The 21,141-nt window shown below is 64.4% G+C and carries 20 protein-coding genes; 12 read left to right on the forward strand and 8 right to left on the reverse strand.

From position 1 onward, the window contains the following. Nucleotides 1-51 precede the first annotated feature (51 nt). Nucleotides 52-1,092, forward strand: coding sequence for an alcohol dehydrogenase AdhP (adhP, locus tag CR492_RS06650; RefSeq protein WP_102842966.1), 1,041 nt, complete (start codon nt 52-54; stop codon nt 1,090-1,092). A gap of 33 nt (nt 1,093-1,125) precedes the next feature. Here the strand turns inward: adhP and CR492_RS06655 are convergent, their stop codons facing one another. From CR492_RS06655 to CR492_RS06675, 5 genes are all read right to left on the reverse strand, one after another. Further along, a complete protein-coding gene (locus tag CR492_RS06655; protein ID WP_102842967.1) occupies nt 1,126-2,877 on the reverse strand; it encodes an alpha/beta fold hydrolase in 1,752 nt (583 codons plus the stop codon). 164 nt (nt 2,878-3,041) lie between these two features. Beyond that, entirely contained in the window at nt 3,042-3,671 is a 630-nt protein-coding gene (locus tag CR492_RS06660; protein WP_245411995.1) for a helix-turn-helix domain-containing protein, read from the reverse strand. 210 nt (nt 3,672-3,881) lie between these two features. Beyond that, the gene (locus CR492_RS06665; protein WP_180982456.1) at nt 3,882-4,256 is read right to left on the reverse strand and encodes a response regulator transcription factor; all 375 of its coding nucleotides are present in this window, start codon (nt 4,254-4,256) and stop codon (nt 3,882-3,884) included. A gap of 246 nt (nt 4,257-4,502) precedes the next feature. Beyond that, nucleotides 4,503-5,120, reverse strand: coding sequence for a response regulator FixJ (gene fixJ / locus CR492_RS06670; protein WP_102842970.1), 618 nt, complete (start codon nt 5,118-5,120; stop codon nt 4,503-4,505). Next, on the reverse strand, nt 5,113-7,005 hold the full coding sequence (locus tag CR492_RS06675; protein WP_102842971.1) for a PAS domain-containing sensor histidine kinase: 1,893 nt from the start codon (nt 7,003-7,005) through the stop codon (nt 5,113-5,115). Before CR492_RS06675 ends, fixJ begins: the two co-directional genes overlap by 8 nt. A gap of 318 nt (nt 7,006-7,323) precedes the next feature. Between CR492_RS06675 and CR492_RS06680 the strand changes: the two genes are divergently transcribed. The 3 genes from CR492_RS06680 (at nt 7,324) to CR492_RS06690 (ending at nt 10,025) form a co-directional block, all read left to right on the forward strand. Next, a complete protein-coding gene (locus tag CR492_RS06680; RefSeq protein ID WP_102842972.1) occupies nt 7,324-8,361 on the forward strand; it encodes a zinc-dependent alcohol dehydrogenase family protein in 1,038 nt (345 codons plus the stop codon). Nucleotides 8,362-8,485: 124 nt separating this feature from the next. Next, nucleotides 8,486-9,475, forward strand: a complete 990-nt coding sequence (locus CR492_RS06685) for an LLM class flavin-dependent oxidoreductase (RefSeq protein WP_102842973.1) — start codon at nt 8,486-8,488, stop codon at nt 9,473-9,475. 271 nt (nt 9,476-9,746) lie between these two features. Next, complete coding sequence (locus CR492_RS06690; RefSeq protein ID WP_102842974.1) at nt 9,747-10,025, forward strand: hypothetical protein; 279 nt, start codon at nt 9,747-9,749, stop codon at nt 10,023-10,025. A 99-nt stretch (nt 10,026-10,124) separates the two neighbouring features. Here the strand turns inward: CR492_RS06690 and CR492_RS06695 are convergent, their stop codons facing one another. Continuing rightward, nucleotides 10,125-11,087, reverse strand: coding sequence for a cation diffusion facilitator family transporter (locus CR492_RS06695; protein WP_102842975.1), 963 nt, complete (start codon nt 11,085-11,087; stop codon nt 10,125-10,127). 300 nt (nt 11,088-11,387) lie between these two features. Between CR492_RS06695 and CR492_RS06705 the strand changes: the two genes are divergently transcribed. From CR492_RS06705 to rplT, 6 genes are all read left to right on the forward strand, one after another. Continuing rightward, nucleotides 11,388-12,743 (forward strand): MATE family efflux transporter, encoded by a 1,356-nt coding sequence (locus CR492_RS06705; protein WP_102842977.1) that lies wholly within the window; start codon nt 11,388-11,390, stop codon nt 12,741-12,743. A 36-nt stretch (nt 12,744-12,779) separates the two neighbouring features. Next, on the forward strand, nt 12,780-13,649 hold the full coding sequence (locus CR492_RS06710; protein ID WP_102842978.1) for a DUF937 domain-containing protein: 870 nt from the start codon (nt 12,780-12,782) through the stop codon (nt 13,647-13,649). A 226-nt stretch (nt 13,650-13,875) separates the two neighbouring features. Next, on the forward strand, nt 13,876-15,258 hold the full coding sequence (locus CR492_RS06715) for a glutamate--cysteine ligase (RefSeq protein WP_102843075.1): 1,383 nt from the start codon (nt 13,876-13,878) through the stop codon (nt 15,256-15,258). Between the two features lie 360 nt (nt 15,259-15,618). Further along, entirely contained in the window at nt 15,619-15,945 is a 327-nt protein-coding gene (locus CR492_RS06720) for an SWIB/MDM2 domain-containing protein (protein ID WP_102842979.1), read from the forward strand. A 405-nt stretch (nt 15,946-16,350) separates the two neighbouring features. Beyond that, nucleotides 16,351-16,551: a 50S ribosomal protein L35 gene (gene rpmI / locus CR492_RS06725; protein WP_012590850.1), complete on the forward strand. Its 201-nt coding sequence runs from the start codon at nt 16,351-16,353 to the stop codon at nt 16,549-16,551. A 61-nt stretch (nt 16,552-16,612) separates the two neighbouring features. Then, nucleotides 16,613-16,972, forward strand: a complete 360-nt coding sequence (gene rplT, locus CR492_RS06730; protein WP_102842980.1) for a 50S ribosomal protein L20 — start codon at nt 16,613-16,615, stop codon at nt 16,970-16,972. 91 nt (nt 16,973-17,063) lie between these two features. Here the strand turns inward: rplT and CR492_RS06735 are convergent, their stop codons facing one another. Together CR492_RS06735 and pheT are read right to left on the reverse strand one after the other, a co-directional pair. Beyond that, nucleotides 17,064-17,492 carry a hypothetical protein gene (locus CR492_RS06735; protein WP_102842981.1) on the reverse strand — a complete coding sequence of 143 codons (429 nt, stop codon included), beginning with the start codon at nt 17,490-17,492 and terminating at the stop codon, nt 17,064-17,066. Nucleotides 17,493-17,496: 4 nt separating this feature from the next. Then, the gene (gene pheT / locus CR492_RS06740; protein WP_102842982.1) at nt 17,497-19,929 is read right to left on the reverse strand and encodes a phenylalanine--tRNA ligase subunit beta; all 2,433 of its coding nucleotides are present in this window, start codon (nt 19,927-19,929) and stop codon (nt 17,497-17,499) included. A 214-nt stretch (nt 19,930-20,143) separates the two neighbouring features. Here pheT and CR492_RS06745 point away from each other — a divergent pair, with 214 nt between their 5' ends. Both CR492_RS06745 and CR492_RS06750 read left to right on the forward strand, forming a co-directional pair. Further along, complete coding sequence (locus tag CR492_RS06745) at nt 20,144-20,515, forward strand: hypothetical protein (RefSeq protein ID WP_146030191.1); 372 nt, start codon at nt 20,144-20,146, stop codon at nt 20,513-20,515. A gap of 40 nt (nt 20,516-20,555) precedes the next feature. Continuing rightward, nucleotides 20,556-21,074, forward strand: a complete 519-nt coding sequence (locus CR492_RS06750; protein ID WP_102842984.1) for a TerB family tellurite resistance protein — start codon at nt 20,556-20,558, stop codon at nt 21,072-21,074. The last annotated feature ends 67 nt before the right edge of the window (nt 21,075-21,141 follow it).

Raw genomic sequence — 21,141 nt, forward strand, 5'->3', positions numbered from 1 at the left:
GGCCGCCGCCGCGCGCGCCCCTATCCTTCAGCGCAAACTAAGGAGCCAGATATGGTCAGGATGATGAAGGCGGCGGTCGTGCGCGAGTTCGGCAAGCCGCTCGTGATCGAGGACGCGCCCGTGCCGACGCCAGGGTTCGGCGAGGTTCTTGTCAAGGTCATGGCCTGCGGCGTCTGCCACACAGATCTGCACGCCGCCGACGGCGATTGGCCGGTGAAGCCGACCCCGCCGTTCATTCCCGGCCATGAAGTCGCGGGCGTCGTCGCAGCTCTCGGGCCTGGCGTCACCGGACTGAAAGAGGGCGACGCTGTCGGCGTCGCCTGGCTGCATGACTCCTGCCTGCACTGCGAATATTGCGAAACAGGATGGGAAACGCTGTGCGAGCATCAGCACAACACGGGCTATAGCGTAAACGGCGGCTTCGCCGAATATGTGATCGCGGCTGCCCCCTTCGCAGCAAAGCTGCCGGCCAATATCGACTTCGCCGCGATCGCGCCGATCCTCTGCGCCGGCGTCACCACCTACAAGGGGATCAAGGAAACCGAGGCGAGGCCCGGCGAATGGCTCGCCATTTCGGGCGTCGGCGGGCTTGGCCATGTCGGCATCCAATATGCCAAGGCGATGGGCCTACATGTCGTCGCGCTCGACATCGCGCCGGAAAAACTGGAACTCGCCAGGGCGGCCGGCGCCGACATCGCGGTCGATGCGCGCGCGCCGGACGCGGTGGCGCAAGTTCTCGCCGCGACGGGCGGCGGCGCCCATGGCGTGCTGGTGACGGCCGTCTCGCCGCCGGCCTTCGGTCAAGCCATTCGTCTCGTGCGCCGCAATGGCACGGTCAGCCTTGTCGGCCTGCCGCCGGGCGACTTCCCGACGCCGATCTTCGAGGTGGTGCTGAAGCGCATCACGATCCGCGGTTCGATCGTCGGCACGCGCCACGACCTCGATGAGGCGATCGCCTTTGCAGCCGAGGGCAAGGTCAAGGCCGAGATCACCCGGGCGCCGCTCGAAGATATCAACGACATTTTCGCAAGGCTGAAGGCCGGCGAGATCGAGGGACGGATGGTCCTCGATTTTTCGGCAACATCGGGATGATTCGGCCAGTCTGCTAAAGAAGCAGCCCGGCGCTCACTCCTCGAGCACGTAAGAGCCGGGCGCGTCCGCGATCGCCGGATAATGCACGGAGCCCATCGCAGGAGGCGGAACACTCGGCCCGGAGCGCGCGTCGAGCCACTCCCACCACGCCGGCCACCACGAGCCCTCGCGCCGCTCCGCCTTTGCAAGCCAGTCGTCCGGCCCGACGTAAAGCGCGCCGACCTTGCGACGGCCGATCGAATAATGCCGATGCTTGTGACCGGGCTCGCTCACCACGCCGGCATTGTGGCCGCCCGACGTCAAAACAAACGTCAGGTCGGCGTCATTCAAAAGCTCGATCTTGTAGACGGACCGCCAGGGCGCGATGTGGTCGGTTTCGGTGCTGACCACAAACAGCGGCGCGCGGATATCGCTGATCGCGACCGGCTTGCCCGCGACAAAAAACCGGCCCTCGGCGAGATCATTGTCGAGAAAGAGGCGGCGCAGATATTCGCTGTGCATGCGCGCGGGCATGCGCGTGCCGTCCGCGTTCCAGGCGAGAAGGTCGTTCGGATGTTCGCGCTCGCCCAGGAGATAGGATCGCGTCATGCGCGACCAGATAAGATCATTGGAGCGAAGCAGACGAAACGCGCCCGCCATCTGGCGGCTGTCGAGATAGCCTTGCGCGCGCATCACATCATCGAGAAAGGCGAGTTGATCCTCTGTGATGAACAGCTTCAGTTCGCCGGCTTCGGTGAAATCGGTCTGCGCGCAAAACAGTGTAAGGCTGCCGAGGCGCTCATCGCCGTCGCGCGCCATCGCCGCCGCTGCGATGGTCAAAATCGTGCCGCCGAGGCAATAGCCGCAGGCGTGGATTTTCGCCTCGCCGCAGATGTCGCTGACGGCGTCAAGCGCGCTCATCACGCCCTTGAGGCGGTAATCGTCGAGCGCAAAATTGCGAAACTCAGACCCTGGATTACGCCAGGACAGGGCGAACACGGTATAGCCCTGCGCCACGAGAAAGCGGATCAGCGAATTCTCCGGCGACAGGTCGAGGATGTAATATTTCATGATCCAGGCCGGAACGATCAGCACCGGCTCAGGATGGACGCTTGCGGTCGTCGGCTCATATTGGATGAGCTCGATCAGCTCGTTGCGGAAGACGACCTTGCCCGGCGTTGCGGCGATATCGTGTCCGACGCGAAACCCGTCTGCTCCGGAGGGGCGCCCCGTCACCGACTCCTGGAAATCGATCAGGAGATTTTTGGCGCCCTGGACGAGATTGGCGCCGCCGGACTTCATCGTCGCGCGGAGAGCCTCGGGGTTAAGCCAGAAAAAATTCGACGGCGACCAGACGTCGAGCAACTGGCGCGCGGCGAAAGAGACGATGCGTTGATTGTCGACGTTGACGCCGCGCGCGCCCTTTGTCGCCAGCGCCCACCATTCCTCGGCGAGCAGGAAGCCTTGCGAGATGGCGTTGAAGGGCGGCTCGCGCCAGGCCGGGTCGTTGAAGCGGTGATCTCCCGCCGGCGCTTCGATCGGCCTTTCGCCACTGACCGCCCCTTCGAAACGGCGCCATTGCCGCGCTGCCGCCTGGGCCAGTTCAAGCCGGCGAAACGGCGCATTGGCGAGATGCGCGCCCCAGTCAAGACAAGCGAGCCAATGCGCGCACACCGAGAGGCCGCCGGAAAAATTTCCCTCGGCCGCGTGCAGCACGCTGTCGAGCGTATTGATCTGGGCGCCATCTGTCGCCGGCGGCGTGGCCGGCGCGGGACTGACCGGCTGAGGAAAAAGCTGCTTGTTCATATGGGTCCGCTTCGCTCGTCGGGATCGCGATGCGCAGGATAACCCAAGATTGAGCCCGACGCGATTTGCGTTGGACCGACCGGCGGGCCACGCCCCGGGGAGACTGAGACATAGCCCGCCGAAAACTGAAGCGCCGCCAGCGCCGGAGCGGCGCGCCGGTTAAATCAAGAACTCAGATGGCGCAAACCAAGCCGGTCCTGAACGCGCACGCGGCGCGCGCTCGGCAGGGCGATCATCTCGTCGCGTTCGAGCTGGGACAGCGTGCGCGACACCGTCTCGATGGTCAGTCCGAGATAATCGGCGATGTCCTGACGCGACATGGCGAGCTCGACAACATCGTCATTGACGGAGCGATCGATCATGTCGGTGAGGAAGGCCGCGACTTTCTGGGATGCGCTGCGGCGTCCGAGCAACAGTGCGTGATCCTGCGCGCGTCGCATGCCCTGCAGGGCCAACGACAGCAGCTGCGGCGCCAGCGCGGCGTCGGCCGGAGACATCGCCTCGGAGCCGCGCCAGCGATACGCGACGACATAGGCCTCGCACACCGCCTCGGCGGACAGGCGGTGGCGGCCGCCGTCCTCGAACCCAAAGGCGTCGCCCGGCAGATAGAAGGCGTCGATCTGGCGGCGGCCGTCGCTCCTGAATTTGCAGGTGCGCACCAGTCCGCTGACAACCTTGTAGAAGGAAACGCTTTCGGCGCCGTCCGAGTAAAGTTCGGCGTCCGGCGCGACATGCAGCAACTGGCCGCCCGACGCGACGCCGGCAGGGATCTTTTCAGCCGCTGAGGCGGACATCCATGACGCCTTCGCCGGGACGGCGCGCCGCATCGAAAATGCAGGTTCCGATAAAACCGAGAACGTCGCCGACATAGGAAAGCTCCACCTCTGAAGAGATCGCGTCTCTTCGTGTAGCTCCGGGCGGCGCCGCGGCCTATTCGCAATTGTTCTACGGGATTATACGTATCCGCGCCACAGGCCGCCTTCGCGGACTGGCCTTTCAGGCTCTCAACAGTCGCCGAGAATGATCAGAAGCGTGTCGATCAGCGCCGTGTCGAGCAACGGCTTTTCCAGAACGAGATGAACCCCGGCGGCGCCCGCCTGCTGGCGAAATCCGGCGGTCGCATGATTGGTCAGCACGATCGCGGGCAATTGCTTGTTGCGCGCCCGTAGCCGCCGCAACAATTCGAATCCATTCATTTGCTTCATGCCGCCGTCGAGAATGACGCAGGCTGCGCGCGGCAGATCCGCGTCGGCCAGAAGCTCCGCCGGACCGCTGTGGGCGTGCACGTCGATCCCTTCGAGTCTCAAGGCGAACTGCAGCGCGTCGCGCACGCCCTGATCGTCGTCGGCGATCAGAACGAGACGCTCCGCATTAGCCATAAAAGGAGCTCCAGCGTCGGCCGCGACGCCGCATTGCGTAATCATAGGAAGAAAATAATCAGCAAGGCCGAGCAGCGCCTTGATTCAGCGCAACGGACCAATGGCCGCCGCGACTCGACGCCGCAGCGTGAGGCCAAAAAGTTGCCGCCTTTTCGGGCGCGACGTCACGCTGCAAGCATTCAGGATCGATCCTTTTTTTTCATGGCTTCGGACCGATTGAGCGCGAATCATCGCGATCTGAAGCGCTCAATAATGCGATCCCGAGCGCACCACAAAGGCCATGCGCACCAGTTCCGACAGGCTCGCCGCGCCCATCTTGGTCATGACATTGGCGCGGTGCACTTCGACCGTGCGCGGGCTGATTTTGAGATCATAGGCGATGGTCTTGTTGGGCTGCCCCGCGACAAGGCCGTCCAACACCTCGCGTTCGCGCGGGGAGAGATTTTCGAGCCGAGCGCGGATCGCCGCGAATTCCACCTCGATCTGCGCGTCATGCGTCTGCCGGTCAAGCGCGAGGCGGATCGCCGCGAGCAGGCTCTCGTCGTCGAACGGCTTTTCAAGGAAGTCGACGGCGCCCGCCTTCATCGCCTCTACGGCCAAGGGAACGTCGGCGTGGCCGGTCATGACGATGACCGGCAGCCCGCTGCGGCTGGCCTTCATAAGATGCAACAATTTGATGCCGTCGACCTCCGGCATTCTGACGTCGGTGACGACGCAGCCTGGCTGCGCGTCGCCGAGCCCCTCGACAAAGACCGTAGCCGACTCATAGACCCTCACGGCGTAGCCCGAGGCCATGAGCAGAAAGGCGAGCGCCCGGCGCACCGCCTCGTCATCGTCGATCAAATGGATCACGGCGTCAGCCATCGGTCATCTCCTCACGGCTTAAGGCCTTGAGGGTGAGTCGGAACACGGTTCCGCCGCCGGGATTAGGCTCGACCCACAAGCGGCCGCCATGCGCCTCGATGATGGTGCGCGAGATCGACAGGCCAATTCCCAAACCGTCGGGCTTGGTCGTCACGAAGGGCTGAAACAGCTGCGCGGCGATATCGGGCGAAATTCCCGGCCCCGTGTCGGCGACGCTGACCTCGACCATGTCGCCGGCAAGCTCAGCCGTGGCGATTGTCAATTCGCGGCGCGCCGAGTCGAGCATGGCTTCGATCGCATTGCGCATCAGATTGAGGATGACCTGCTCGATCTGGATCTTGTCGACCAGCACGAAAGCGACGCGGGGATCAAAGGCGAAGCCGACGCGCACGCCGGTTTCCTTGATGCCGACAAGGGCCAGCGCGCTCGCCTCCTCGATCAATTTGGGCAGGCCTTCGACCTGCCGTTCGCTCTCGCCGCGGGCGACGAACTGGCGCAGACGCTTGATGATCTGGCCCGCGCGCAGAGCCTGGGCGGCGGCGCGTTCGACGCCGTCGCGCACCATCGCCGTCTTGTCGCCGCCCTTGTCGGCGTCAAGCAGCCTGCGGCAGCCGTTGAGATAGCTCGCGATGGCGGTCAGCGGTTGATTCAACTCATGGGCGAGGGTCGAGGCCATCTCGCCCATCGCGGTAAATCGTGAGATATGCACCAGCGCCGATTGCAAATCCTGCAGCCGCTGCTGGGTTTCCTGCCGTTCGGTGAGGTCGCGCACAAAGCCTGTAAAGAAGCGGCGCTCGCCCGACTGCATCTCGCCGACGGCAAGCTCCATCGGAAAGGTCGAGCCGTCCTTGCGCAGCCCGACGACGACGCGGCCAAGACCGATGATGCGCCGCTCGCCGGTGCGCCCATAGCGTTCAAGGTAGGAATCATGCTGCCCGCGATAGGGCGAGGGCATCAGCAGGCTGACGTTGCGGCCGACCGCCTCCTTTGCGCTATAGCCGAACAGCCGCTCGGCGTTGGCGCTGAAGGATTGCATGACGCCCATGCTGTCGATGACGATGGTGCCTTCGGGAACGGTGTCGAGCACCGAACGCAGATGCGCCTCGCGCTCGCGGAGTTCGATCTCGGCGCGTTTGGCGGTCGTGACGTCGCGGGCGACCTTGGCGACGCCGACGAGATGGCCCGCCTCGTCCCAGACGGGCGAGACGGAAACCGAGACGTCGATGATCACGCCATCCTTGCGCCGCCGCCGCGTCTCGAAATGCTCGATCCGCTCGCCGCGCCTGATGCGCTCGAGGATTTTCATCATTTCGTCGCGTTGGTTCTGCGGCGCGAGAACGGCGATGGTGTCGCCGATGATCTCTTCCGCCTTGTAGCCGAACACGGTCTCCGCGCCCCTGTTCCAGTCGGTGATGACGCCCTCTGGCGTCGCGCCGATGATCGCGTCATCGGAAAAGGCGACGATGGCGGCGAGCCTGCTCTCAGCCTCCTCACTCGACTTTCGCCACCGCCCGGCGATCAGAATGCCGACCGCCTCGGCGGCCTCGCCCGCGCCCATGAAGCGCCCGCGCGCCCGGATGCGCGTTTCCGCCGAGGCACGCGCCGGAGCAAAGTCGAAATCATAAGGAGCCAGGGCTTGCGCACTGGCGCGCAGCGCGGCGTCGGCGCCCGCGCGGTCCTCGGCGGCGACGAGATCGAGGAAGCCGGCATAGTCGAGAGTCGCCGCCTCGGCGCCGAGCAGCGTCGCCGCCAGCGCCGACAGTCTGACGGCGCCCGTCGCGGGGCGCCAGCGCCATGCGCCGGCTCCTGCCGCCTTGAGGCCCCGCGCCGCCTCGTCTCTGAGGAAGGGCGCATGTTCGGGCAAAGCATCATCGTCGAGACGCATTTTTGAAAATATCCCGCAGCCGCGCGGACATGATCCTATTTCCGCACATCCCTCGCGCCTGAAGTCGCGAGCATAGCCTCCGCCGGGCGGCAAATCGAGCCTTGCGCCTCAGATTGGCTTTCACGCGAAACGCTTGGAGGGCTCTCCGATCACATCGAAACATCTGATCGACAGGAAATCGCTCTACATCAATAAGTTGGAGCATGTCCCGTCCAGAACCGGACAAGCTCCAACGCCGAACGCCGTGAAGAAGGTCATGGCGGGTTCGCCGCCGATATGCTTGCCTGCGGCGCGGGCGCATCGCCCTGAGGAGACATCATGAAAGCGCTCGTTTATCACGGACCCGGCCAAAAGGCGCTCGAGACTCGCCCGAAACCACAGATCGAGGCGCCCGGCGACGCCATCGTCAAACTCGTCAAGACCACGATCTGCGGCACCGACCTGCATATTCTGAAGGGAGACGTGGCGACCTGCGCGCCGGGGCGGATTCTCGGCCATGAGGGCGTCGGAATCATCGACAGCGTCGGCGCCGGCGTCACCGCCTTTCGGCCCGGCGACCGCGTGCTGATCTCCTGCATCTCGTCCTGCGGCAAATGCGACTATTGCCGCCGCGGGCTCTACTCCCACTGCACGACGGGGGGCTGGATCCTCGGCAATGAAATCGACGGGACGCAGGCCGAATATGTGCGCACGCCGCACGCTGACACCAGCCTCTACCGCGTTCCGGCCGGCGCCGACGAGGAAGCGCTCGTGATGCTGAGCGACATTCTGCCGACCGGCTTCGAATGCGGCGTGCTGAACGGAAAGGTAGAGCCTGGATCCACCGTCGCGATCGTCGGCGCGGGCCCGATCGGCCTCGCCGCCCTGCTCACCGCGCAATTCTACGCGCCCGCCGAAATCATCATGGTCGATCTCGACGACAACCGCCTCGATGTGGCGCGCCGCTTCGGAGCAACGCATACAATCAACAGCGCGGACGGCAAGGCGGCCGAGGCGGTCAAGGCGCTGACGGGCGGGATCGGCGTCGATACGGCGATCGAGGCCGTCGGCATTCCGGCAACCTTCCTGCTGTGCGAGGATATCGTCGCGCCGGGCGGCGTGATCGCCAATGTCGGCGTGCATGGCGTCAAGGTTGATCTCCACCTCGAACGGCTCTGGGCGCACAATATCACGATCACGACGCGGCTTGTCGACACCGTGACGACGCCGATGCTGCTGAAGACCGTGCAGTCGAAAAAGCTCGATCCCCTGCAACTCATCACGCACCGGTTCACGCTTGATCAGATCATCGACGCCTATGACACATTTTCGCGGGCGGCCGATACAAAAGCGCTGAAGGTCATCATTTCGGCTTGAGCCGCCAGCGCCGCGCCGGCGCTGCTGCGCCGGCGAAAAACGCGGGGTGACGCTAGCGATATTATATTATATATCGCTTATTTTCTCTCGGCCCGGCGAACGGGGTAAGAGAACGGAGGACGCCATGCGGTTTGGTCTGTTCAGCACTTTCGACAATCCTCATGGCGACTTCGCGCAGGCCTACGCCGAACAAATAAGCCTCGTCCGGCTGGCCGAAGGCCTTGGCTTCGACGAAGCATGGGTGGTCGAGCATCATTTCAACGCCGAATCGCCGATTCCTTCCTGCCTGATGGTCCTTGCTTTTCTCGCCGCGCGCACCTCGCGCATCAGGCTCGGATCGGCGGCGACGCTGTTGCCCTTTCACAATCCGGCGCTGATCGCGGAGGAAGTTGCAACGCTCGACATCTTGTCGGAAGGACGGTTCAATTTCGGCGTCGCCAAGGGCGGCCCGTTCCCGATGCAGAACAAGCATTTTGGCGTCGATCTCGCCGACAGCCGCGACAAAACGATCGAGGCGCTGGCGCTGATCCAGAGGCTGCTCGCTGAAGACGAAGTGAGTTTTGACGGCGCTTATTTCAAGACGGATCGCCTCCGCCTGACGCCGAAGCCGCTGCAACGCCCGGTCCCGACTTTCATCGCCACATCGACGCCCGATATGGTGCGGCGCGCCGCCGCGCTCGGCTATGGCTTCATGGCTGGCCCGCCCTTCCCGCTGAAAATCGTCGCGCGCAATGTCGCCGCCTATCGCGACGCCGCGCCTCAGGGCGATCCGAAACTCGTGCTGATGCGCTTCTTCCATCTCGCCCGGACGCGGGCGCAGGCAAGGAAGGAAGCGGCGGAGTTGCTGGCGCCGTTCATCGAACGCATGAAATCCACGACGGCGCGCATGCAGCCGGAATGGACGGAGTGGTTCGACGTCGAGCGCGTGATCGACGATTCGCTGATCGGCACCACCGAGGAGGTCGGCGACGGGCTGCGCGCGATCGAAACGGAGCTCGCGCCGCACAGCGTCGTCCTGAAGCCATTGAGCCCGCTGGCGTCCAAACGGAGCGCCGACCTTGAAATTTTCAGCGATGTGATCGGTCCTTTGTTCAGGACCGCTGAAACGATCTAAAGCAAAGCCTCCGTCTGCTCTGTTGCGTCTGCATCAGCTCTCAGGATGATAATTGTCATATATTTGGAAACAACGCCCGCGTTCTGCGCAGACTGAACAGAAATGATGCAACACTGCTTTGTTACAGCGGCAACACTCGCTTTTTCAATTTATTCCATCAACATCTATTGACTTTTCAGGACCTGCAAATCACGCAGCTACGCCCTACCTATCGACCAAGGTTCGCCTCACGCCAATCCGTGCAAGGCGCCAAAATCGAAGGAGCAACATCATGGGCATTTCAATGATCGGCATCATCCGAAACGGCAGGGCGCGGCGCGCCGCCATGGTCGCAGCGGCGCTGATGGCTTCGGCGGGCGCGGCGTCGGCCGCAAGCGAGCATGGCGCGCCCGCCCCTCGGGATTATTACGGCATCTATGCGGGCGAAGGAGCGGCGCAGTCGTCGCCCGGCGTCGACGCCATGCAATATGACCATGCCGGCACACGCGGACGTGAAGACGCGGGCGTCAGTCCTTTCCGCCCGGAAGGACCCGGCAATTTTTCGGACTGACGAACAAGGAGCTGGAGTCAGCGGTCAAAAGGTCGCGCTCCGCTTCGGGAACAGCTGCGGGCGGCTTATCCGCCGCTCGCCGGCCGGGCGCGGCCTGACTCAGACCACCTCCTCGGGAGCGAGCGCGCAGGCCGTCGTCTCATCCGTCTCGATCTGCAAGGTGACATGGCAGATCCGGAAGCGTTCATTGAGATGATGCGCCGTATCCATCAGGAAGGCGTCGCCGGGATGGCCGCCCGGCGTCACGAGGTGGCCGGTCAGGGCGATTTCGCTGGTGCTCATCGACCAGATATGGAGATCATGCACGGAGGCGACGCCGGGGAGCCCGGCCAGAAAGCCGCGCACATCGCCGACCGCAACGCCCTTCGGGGCGGCGGCGAGCGACATCACGACGCTTTCACGCAGCAGCCCCCAGGTGCCGAGAATGATCACGGCGTTGATCACAAGGCTCATCAACGGGTCGAGCCAGAGCTGTCCGGTGACGAGGATCAGAAGGCCGGCGAGCACGACGCCGGCCGATACTGCCGCATCCGCCGCCATATGCAGAAAAGCGCCCCGGATATTGAGGTCGTCGCCCTGGCCGGAGACGAACAGCGCCGCCGTCGCGGCGTTGATGACCATGCCGATCGCCGCCACAGCCATCATCGTTCCCGCGGCGACGGGCTCGGGATCGAAGAAACGGCGGATCGCCTCATAGCTCAAGGCGCCCGTGGCGACGAGCAGGAACATCGCGTTGAACAGCGCCGCGAGGATCGACGATCCTTTCAACCCATAGGTGAAGCGGCCGGACGGCGGACGCGCGGCGAGCATGATCGCGACATAGGCGACGCAAAGGCCGAGCACGTCGGACAAATTATGACCGGCGTCGGCGATCAGCGCCACCGAGTGGGAGATCAGCCCGTAAACCAGTTCGAGCACGACGATTACGATGTTGAGGCCGATGCCGATGATGAATCGCGGCCCGAAGTTCGTCGGCGCGTGGACGTGCGCGTGGGAATGCCCATCTGCGTGACCATGGGAATGGTCATGATGCGGATCGCCGTGAGCGTCTGAATTGGTCATTATCGCGGGTTCCGGTTACTACGGCGGCCTGCGGAAAAATTGCGCACAATCTTGATCGCCGCGGCGCGTTAAAATCACATGAAAATCACGGCGATGATACAGCGCGCTTCGCTGCGCGCGCGTGACGGGCGCTGAACGTCCCCAATCGTTACGCCCGCCCCTTCCCAAACGCCTTGCGCCTTGCGCCTTGCGACGGACGGCAGGAGCGGCGATAGAGTGGCGCGGGGGTCGTCCCGGCGCAAGCGCGCGCGGCGCGCGTCAGACGGGATCGCACGCAGCGCATAAGGGAATGACGCAGGTTTGAGCTCGAAAGCCGCCGCCGGAAGCGCGATCTTCACCGAAGGCTCGACGCTGCGCCATGTGCTTGTCATGACCGGCGCGGGCTCGGTCGGCCTGATGTCGATCTTTGTCGTCGATTTCCTGTCGCTGCTTTATGTGTCGCGCCTTCAGGATCCAAATCTCACCGCTGCGGTCGGCTTCGCGACGCAGGTGCTGTTCTTTTCCGTCTCGGTCAATATCGGCCTTGCGATCGCGATCGGCGCCCTCGTGTCGCGCGCGATCGGCGCCGGCCAGCGCGCGCGGGCCCGCTGCCTCGCCGCATCGGGGCTCGTTCATGTCGCCGCCGTCTCGGCGCTCGTCGGGCTCGTCGGCATGGCGTTCCGGCGCGATATCCTCGCCTTCCTCGGCGCGAGCGGGCCGGCCCTCGATGTCGGCTCCGCCTATCTGATGCTGACTCTGCCGGCGACAGTCGGCCTTGGCCTTGGCATGGCGCTCGCCGCCATCCTGCGCGCGGTCGGGGACGCGCGGCGCGCAATGTATGTCACTTTATCGGGCGCCGTGGTTACGGCCATCCTCGATCCGATTTTCATCTTCGGCCTCGGCCTTGGCGTCGAGGGCGCGGCGATCGTCACCGTGCTCTCGCGCATCGCCTTTGTCCTCGTCGGCCTCAGCGGCGCAGTCGGGCGTCATGATCTCGTCGCCCGACCCCGCATGAGGGCGGCGCTCGCCGACGCCGGGATTTTGATGGCCATCGCCGTTCCCGCGATCCTTACCAATATCGCAGCTCCCGTCGCCAACGCCTATGCGATGAGCGTTTTTTCCAAATTCGGCGCGCCGGTCATCGCGGCGGTCGCGATCATGGACCGGGTCTCGCCGGTCGCCTTCGGGGTTCTTTTTGCTCTATCGGGCTCGGTCGGTCCGATCCTTGGCCAAAACCTCGGGGCGCAGCTTTACGACCGGCTGCGGCAGATCTTGAACGGCAGCTTCGGCTTCGCCGCGCTTTACGTGCTCGTCGTGGCGGCGGCCCTGACGCAGGCAGCCCCTCTGCTCATCAAGCTGTTCGCGGCGAAGGGCGAGACCGCCGACCTCCTGCGTTTTTTCTGCTTTTACTGCGGCGGCCTATGGTTTTTCCTCGGCGGCATTTTCGTCGCCAACGCCTCTTTCAACAATCTCGGCTTTCCAATCCTGTCGACGGTGTTCAACTGGGGACGCGCGACCGTCGGCACGGTCCCCTTCGTGACCCTTGGGGCGGCTCAGTTCGGGCCGAAGGGCGGCTATCTCGGGCTCATTGCCGGCGCCGCCCTGTTTGGCGTATTAGCCGTCGTCATGGCATATTTCGTAACCGCCAGGCTCGGGAGACGAGAAAGCGGCGTTTAGCGGCTCTTTGTTTCGCTCCGGCAGATAGGAACTCCCATGTTCAATCTCTATGAGATCCTGCAGAACGCCCAGGGCGGCCAGGCCGTGGACAATCTGGCGAAACAGTTCAATATTTCGCCGGAGCAGGCCGACGCCGCCGTCAAGGCGTTGATGCCGGATATGTCGGCCGCCTTTCTGAAGCAGTCGGCACAGCCTGCCGCCTTTTCCTCGATCCTCGGCGCGCTCGGCGACACGCAGCACATGGCCGCCTTCGCGAACCCCAGCGCGGCTCTCTCGGGCGAGACGATGCAAAAGGGCTCCGAGGTGCTGACGCAATTGTTTGGCTCGCCGCAGCAGCGCACAGAAGTCGCGCAAAATGCGGCCGCCTTCGCCGGTCTGCCGCCGGCGCTGATCCAGCAGATGCTGCCGGTGATCGCCTCGATGGTGATGGGCGGCTTGAGCAAGAGCCTCGCTAATCAGGGCCTTGGCGGATTGTTCGGGCAGCTCGCCAACGCCGCGAGCCAGGGCGGCCTCGGCTCCATCCTCGGCAGTCTGCTTGGCGGCGCCCAGAGCCAGACCACGCCGCAAGGCGCGGGTGCGGGCGGCATTCACGCCAATCCACAAGCGGACCAAAGCGCTGCGAACGCCGGCGCCGCCGCCGGAATGGGCGGCCTGGCCGGCATGTTCGGCACGATCCTTAGCGGGTTCTTCGGGCAGCAAGCCGCAGCGCCGTCCCAGACCGGATCCGCCCCCGCGGGCGCGCCGCCAAACGCCGCGCCGGGCGGCTTCGATCCGGCGACGATCCAGGCGGCGCTCGAAGCCCTCACCAAAATGCTGCAGCCCGGAACGCCAGCAGCGCCGACCACCCAGGCGAGCAACCTCCAGGACGAGATCAGCTCGATTTTCACCAACAAGAAGCCGTCCTGAGCTTTCACGCGAATTGATCGCCGGCCGCGGCTTGAGCGGTTTCTTCGCGCGCCGCGCTCGCGCAATCGGCCTTGAGCCGGAGGCGCCGGATGTCTCGCCGCGGCTGGGCGCGGCGCGCGCCGTTGCGCTGCGGGGCGCGCCCGCTTATGAAGCTTCGCCAATGCGCGCTTAGGGCTCGCAGCCCGGGGCCATGAATTGCCCTTCGCTTAACCGGATTTATGCATTTATGGCGCGCGACGTCTCCGATTCAACGCTTGTCACGTCGCAACGCGAACTCGTCGAATGGTTTGAGGCGGGCTCCAAGCCGGCGGAGCGCTTCGCCATCGGCACCGAGCATGAAAAAATTCCGTTCTACGAGCTTTGCCATTCGGCGGCGCCCTATCAGGGCAAGCCGGAAGAGGGCCTCGGCGGCGTTCGCGCGCTGCTGCTCGGGATGCGCGACAAGCAGGGCTGGAGCGAAATCTGCGACGGCGAAAACATCATTGGTCTCCTCGACGAGCGCGGCGGCGGGGCGATCTCCCTCGAGCCCGGCGGACAGTTCGAACTGTCCGGCGCCCCGCTCGCCACGATCCATGAAACCGACGCCGAACTCGACCGCCATTTTTCGGCTTTGAAAAGCGTCGCGGCCCCTCTCGGCATGCGGTTTCTGGCTCTCGGCATGAATCCGAAATGGCGGCTCGACGAAATTCCCCTGATGCCAAAGCAGCGCTATGCGATCATGCGCCGCTATATGCCGAAGGTCGGCGGCCGCGGCCTCGACATGATGTTCCGCACGGCGACGGTTCAGGCCAATCTCGATTTTTCGAGCGAGGCCGACATGGTGAAGAAGCTGCGGGTTTCGCTGGCGCTGCAGCCGGTCGCGACTGCGCTGTTCGCCAATTCCCCCTTCACCGACGGCAAGCTGAATGGCTTTCTCTCGGCAAGGTCCGAGATCTGGCGCGACACCGACGCGGCGCGCACGGGCATGCTGCCCTTCGCCTTCGAGCCGGGCATGGGCTTTGAGCGCTATGCCGATTATGCGCTCGACGTCCCGATGTATTTCGTGAAGCGCGGCGAGACCTATATCGACGTCGCGGGTTCAAGTTTTCGCGATCTTCTCGCCGGACGGCTGGCCGCCTGCCCCGGCGAGCGCGCGACCTTGTCGGACTGGGCGAACCATGTGTCGACGATCTTTCCCGAGGTGCGGCTGAAGCGCTACCTCGAAATGCGCGGCGCCGACGCCGGCCCGCGGCCGATGCTGACCGCTCTTCCGGCGCTTTTTTCCGGGCTGCTTTACGATCAGGCCTCGCTCGATCAGGCTTGCGAAATGATCAAATCCTGGACGCAGGAGGATCGCGAGCGGCTGCGCGCCGACACGCCCCGCCTAGGCCTCGAGGCCAGCATCAAGGGCCGCCCGCTGCGCGATATCGCCCGCGAGACGCTGGCGCTGGCGCGGGCCGGCCTCGAACGGCGCAATCATCTCGACGCCAAGGGGCGCACGGAAGCGTGTTTTCTCGACCCGCTCGAGCATATCGTTGAAGAGCGGACCGAGGCGGAGCGCCTGATCGAGGCGTTCAAGACGCGTTGGGCCGGCAGCGTCGATCCGGCTTTCGAACAATGCGTCTACTGACCCCTTTTGCGAATCACCTCGGTCGGTGCGAGGGAGCCGTGCTTTTCCCCAACGAGTTTCGCCCTCGCGGGATACGGAGCCTGCTTCGGCGCCGGTCGCGGCGCACATTGGACAAGACCCAAAATGAAGCGAAACCGCTTTAGATAAAAGCCGCTAGCAGCTGGCGCTCCGCCAACACGCGCAAAGAGACGGCGCCTCTGCGCGGCGCCGGCGTCACAAAACTTCGGTTCCTCGCTTGACGGAGGACAATGGTTGGGGTTCCGTCAGTCGAGAATGCGAGAGAAAAACTGATTCAGCTTGCTGCGCAGGAACGCTCGTGAAAAGAAGCGCCCCCGCTGCTATTGATGGAAGGTCGACGGAATGACGAGTTCAAGCAAGAAAGCCGCTCCGGCAAAAAGCGCCGCCCCGGCCAAGAGCGCCGCAAAGAGCGCCCCCAAGGCCGCTTCGGGCAGCGCTTTCGCCAAGCCGCTGCAGCCCTCGAAGGAACTGGCCGAGGTGGTGGGATCGGCGCCGCTGCCGCGCACCGAAGTGGTCAGCAAGGTCTGGGAATATATCAAGAAGCACAAGCTTCAGAATGAAGCGAACAAGCGCGAGATCCTCGCCGACGACAAGCTCAAGGCTGTGTTCGGCCGCGACAAGGTGACGATGTTCGAGATGAACAAATATCTCGCGCAGCATCTCAAGTAAGCCCGCTCCGCCGGCCTGACGCGCTCTCGCGTCTTTTCAGACCCTCATCGCCGAACGCTGAATACCGGCGAGTGGGGCATGTTGTCTCGCTTGCTGATGAACAGGCCGGCGATTTCGCGCCGCAGCGGGTCCGGCGCAGGATTTGGCCTGCTCCTGGCGTATCGCTCCTCTTACGATAACTGTGGCGGAGGCGGGCGGCGGTCGTATGACCGGCTTCCCGCCGCCGCAGATTTGGCGGGGCGCCCATTGCTTTCGCCGCGGCTTTCTTTATAAAGCGGCCTTTCGAACCGACCGGCTACCAGGGCTGCCGTGGCGGTTCGTTCGCTCGTTCGGAAACGAACGAGAGTGGGCCTCGCCCACTCCATCAATCAAATAAGGGCTGCAATGCCCGCGGAGACGAGCAAAATGCCCAAACTGAAGACGAAGTCAGGCGCAAAGAAGCGCTTCAAGATCACCGGCACCGGCAAAGTGCTTTATGCGCAGGCCGGCAAACGGCATGGCATGATCAAGCGGACCAACAAGCAGATCCGTAATCTGCGCGGCACATCCGTGATGTTCAAAAGCGACGGCGACAATATCATCAAATATTTTCTGCCGAACGGCTGAACCCGGCCGTCCTCATACAGGTCCTTTTGAACCCTAGAATTAGCCAGCCCGGAGATCATCCATGGCGCGAGTCAAACGCGGTGTAACTTCACACGCCAAGCACAAGAAAACCCTCGAAGCGGCAAAAGGCTTTTACGGCCGCCGCAAGAATACGATCCGCGCCGCCAAGGCGGCCGTCGATCGCTCCATGCAATATGCGACGCGCGACCGCCGCGCCAAGAAGCGCGTGTTTCGCGCGCTCTGGATCCAGCGCCTCAACGCCGCCGTGCGTGAATTGGGCCTCACCTATTCGCGCTTCATCGACGGGCTCGCCAAGGCCGGGGTCGAGGTCGACCGCAAGGTTTTGTCCGACCTCGCCATCACCCAGCCCGAGGCGTTCAAGGCGATCGTCGAGAAGGCCAAGTCGGCGCTGCCCGCCTGACCCAAAGGGCGGAGCGGACAGGGATTGTTAGCAAAAGGGGCCCCGCAAGGCCCCTTTTTCGTGATTCAATCCATGAAGCGCCGCCGCCGCTTCAGCGCGCGTGGCGGCCGGAGACGACGTTGAACGCCAGCCGTTTCTGCCCGCCTCTGTTGGCCGCCTGCGCACTGCCGTGGCCGTGCCGGTAATGGCCGTAGTGGCGATGACCGGAATGCCGCGAGGCGGAGTGAGCGTGAGAGCGCCCGCGCGAGGCGTGCCGCGATTGCCGCGGGGCGACGGACTCGGCAGTGTCTGGGTCCTTCACATCCGCTGTCGCGGAGGGATCGCCGTCGCCGCCAAAGTCCTTCGCCGACGAAATATGGCTGCGCGGGGTCGGCCCGAACCGGGCGAGGCATTGATTATAGGCGTCGGCGGCTTGAATCTTCTCGCAATCGGCGATCGATTCCGCCCGTGCGGCGGTTGACCCGGCGAGGCCGAAAGCCCCGATCAGGGCCGCAAATGCTATCGTCGCTAGACGCTTCACCTTCTCATCCTCTCAAGCTCGCGCCTGCCCGCTGCGACGCCTCGGCGACGATCTTTGCCGCGACGGCGTCGATGTCCGACTCGGTCAGCGTTCTGTCGCGCGGTTGCAGGGTCACCGAGATCGCGACGGATTTCTTGCCCTCGGCGACCCCCGGTCCCTCATAGACGTCGAAAACCTCGGCCTTGACGATCAGCGCCTTGTCCGCCGCAAGCGCGGCCTTGACGAGTTCGCCCGCAAGGACGGACCGGTCGACGACGAAGGCGAAATCGCGCTGCAAAGGCATAAGCTCGAAGAGTTCAAGCCTCGGCTTGGTCTTTGTCGGCTTAGATTTTGTCACCGGTATGTCATTCAAAACGACTTCAAAGCAGACCAAAGGCCCGTCGGCGCCCATCGCGGCGAGAGCGCGCGGATGAATTTCGCCGAAATAGCCTATTTTCGTCTTCGGCCCGAATTGCAGCGTCGCGGAGCGACCCGGATGTAGCCAATCCGGCCCGCCGGGGACAATTTGCAACCCGCTCGTGGGGACGCCGAGGGCGGTGAGCAGCGCCAGCGCGTCCGCCTTGACGTCGAAAACATCGGCCGGCTGCGCGCCGGTCAGCCAGTTGCGGCCGGCTCCCGAAGTCTTGGCCAAACCTTGCCGCAGCGCCGCGGCTGCGATTTTCTGATCGCCTTCTTCCTCGCCGAAAAAGATCTGCCCAACCTCGAACAGGGCGACGTCGCCATGGCCGCGATCGGCGTTGCGCTGCGCGGACGCGATCAGACCAGGCAAAAGGCTCGGGCGCATGTCGGAGAGTTCGGCGGCGATCGGATTGGCCAGCGACAATTCGGCCGCGCCGCCGCCGAACGCCTCGGCGCGCGCGTGGGAAATGAACGACCAGGTGACGGCCTCGACTAGCCCCGCCGCCGCGAGCGCGCGCTTTGCCGTCCGCACCCGCCGCTGCAGCGGCGTCAGCTTCGGCGCGGGCGCGCCGGCGCTTTCCCGCGCGAAGGGGCGCGAGGCCACCCGGTCGAGGCCGGCAATGCGGATCACCTCCTCGACGAGGTCGGCCGGCCCCTCGATGTCGGGACGAAACGACGGGACCTTGACGACAAATCGATCGCTATTGCCCGGCGAATAGACGAGTTCGAAGCCAAGATGCTCCAGAATGCCGGTGATTTCCGACGGCGGCAGATCGAGCCCGGTCAGCCGCGTGACCTCGCCCTGGAAAAACACGATGCGATGGTCGCGCTCCGGTATCTTGCCGGCAAGGGCAATGTCCGAGGCCGCGCCGCCGCAGAATTCGAGCGTCAGGGCCGTGGCGAGCTCCAGCCCCGGCAGAAGGAAAGCCGGATCGACGCTGCGCTCGAAGCGGTAGCGCGCATCCGAATTGATCCCGAGCCGGCGGCCGGTGCGGGCGATATTGGCCGGATGCCAGAGCGCCGCCTCGATCAGGACCTCGGTCGTCGCTTCGTCGCAGCCGGTGTCCGCGCCGCCCATGATTCCGGCCAGCGATTGCGGTCCGCGATCGTCGGCGATCACGATCATCTCCTCGTCAAGCGCATAGACGCGCCCGTCGAGCGCGTTGAGGCTCTCGCCGGCGCGCGCGCGGCGCACGACGAGATCGCCCTTGACCTTGGCTGCGTCGAACACATGGAGTGGCCGGGCGCGGTCGAAACTCAGATAATTGGTGATGTCGACAAGGGCGTTGATCGGCCGCAGCCCGATCGCCGTCAGCCGTTTGCGCAGCCAGTCCGGGCTTTCGCCGTTGCGGACGCCGCGGATGAGGCGCAGGGCGAAGGCTGGGGCGAGATGGGAATCGCCGGCCGCGAGATCGATGCGCGCGGCGAAGGCCACAGAAAGGCTTGCTGGAACCGGCGTGATTTTCCGCCCTTTGAAGCGGCCAAGACCAGCGGCGGCGAGATCGCGCGCCACGCCCTCGACCCCCATCGCGTCAGGCCGGTTCGGCAGAAGGTTGAACTCGATCACCGGATCGGCAAGGCCGGCCCAGGGCGCGAACTGGAGTCCGACCGGCGCCGCCTCCGGCAATTCGAGAATGCCGTCATGATCGCCGCTGAGGCCAAGCTCGGCGCCCGAGCAGAGCATGCCATTTGATTCGACGCCACGGATGACGCCTTTGCTCAGGGTGATCTGCTTTGCCGGAATGACGGCGCCCGGAGGCGCGAACACCGTCTTCAAGCCGGCTCTGGCGTTCGGCGCGCCGCAGACGACCTGCACGAGCCCCTCGCCACCGGTCTCGACGAGGCAGACCTGCAGCCGGTCGGCGTTCGGATGCGGCTTCGCTTCGACGATTCGGGCGATCTTGAAATCATGCAGCGCGGCGGCGGGATCCTCGACATGCTCGACCTCAAGCCCGATGCGGGTCAAGGCGTCGACGATCTCGGTCAGGGAGGCGTCGGTCTCAAGATGATCCTTGAGCCAGGAAAGCGTGAATTTCATTGCAGATCCAGATGGCGGCGCCGGCTCGCGGCGCGGTGGGCTCCGTTCAAGCCTTCATCTAGTGTCTTTCTGCAACAAGGGGAAATTTTCTTCGGTCGCCACGGCCTGGCTTGCCGCGCTGACTCGCGAAAAGCTTGCGATCGCGCCATGTTCCGGGCAAAGCTCGGAGCAATTTTACGGGCTACGGCTGACGCGCAACGGAAAGGCGTCCATCATGATCGGGGCATTTACTGGCAGGTTGCGCGCGGCGCTCGCCCTATGCGCCCTCGCAGCTTCGGCCGGCCTCGCCTCGCCGGCTGCGGCGGCGGATTTCGCAGAGCCGCAAGGCGGCGTCGCTTGCTCGATCGGCCAGCCCTTCTGGGTTCCGACCCTGGCGACGGCCGAAACCCTGCCCTGGCCCTCGGTCTATTATGGGCATTTTTCGGGCGGCAAGCCCTATATCGACGCGCAGGGACGAACCATCGTCGATTGGCGCGACGAGCATGTGTGCTTTCCGACGAGCCGGCAATGCCGCGCGTGGGTCGAGGCGTCCTACGGCGCCTATCACCAGCCGGAAGGCTATCGCGGCTGCCTGCTGCTACGCTGATTCATTTTGCGCGCCTGGCGGCGCATGAGCGGAGCAAAACTTGCTCGATGCACTGAAGGCCTTTCTCACCGAGCTTGGCGGCGGCGGCGCGGCTGGCCGATCCTATGGCGACGATGATTATCGTCTCGCCGCCGCAGCGCTGCTGGTGCATGTCGCCGCGGCTGATGGCGAAACCGACGCCGCCGAGCGACAAAGGCTGCGGGACACGCTGGCGCAGCGTTTCGGCCTCGATGCGGCGGCGACCCTGGAATTGATCCACCGCGCCGAGGAAAGCGATCGCGACGCCGTCGACTTCTATCAGTTCACCAGCGTCCTCAAACGCGCGCTCGATGAGGACGGACGCCGGCGCATCGTCGAAATGATGTGGGAGATCGCTTGCGCCGACGGCGAAATTCACGAATTCGAGGATAATACCATCTGGCGCGTCGCCGAATTACTGGGGGTCTCCTCGCGCGATCGCGTGCTTTTGCGCCAGCAAGTCGCCGCAGAGACGGCTGCCGGGAAGTCCGGCGACTCCGATCCGGCCAATAGCGACCCAGCCAAGTCGCGGAATAGTTAATTCCCCGTTTACCAACTTCGATGTAGCCTTTGCCCAGGCAGCGCTGAGAGCGCGCCGACGAAGGGCG

It is taken from the genome of Methylocella silvestris (genome assembly GCF_002891535.1).
GTDB classification, from domain to species: domain Bacteria; phylum Pseudomonadota; class Alphaproteobacteria; order Rhizobiales; family Beijerinckiaceae; genus Methylocapsa; species Methylocapsa silvestris_A.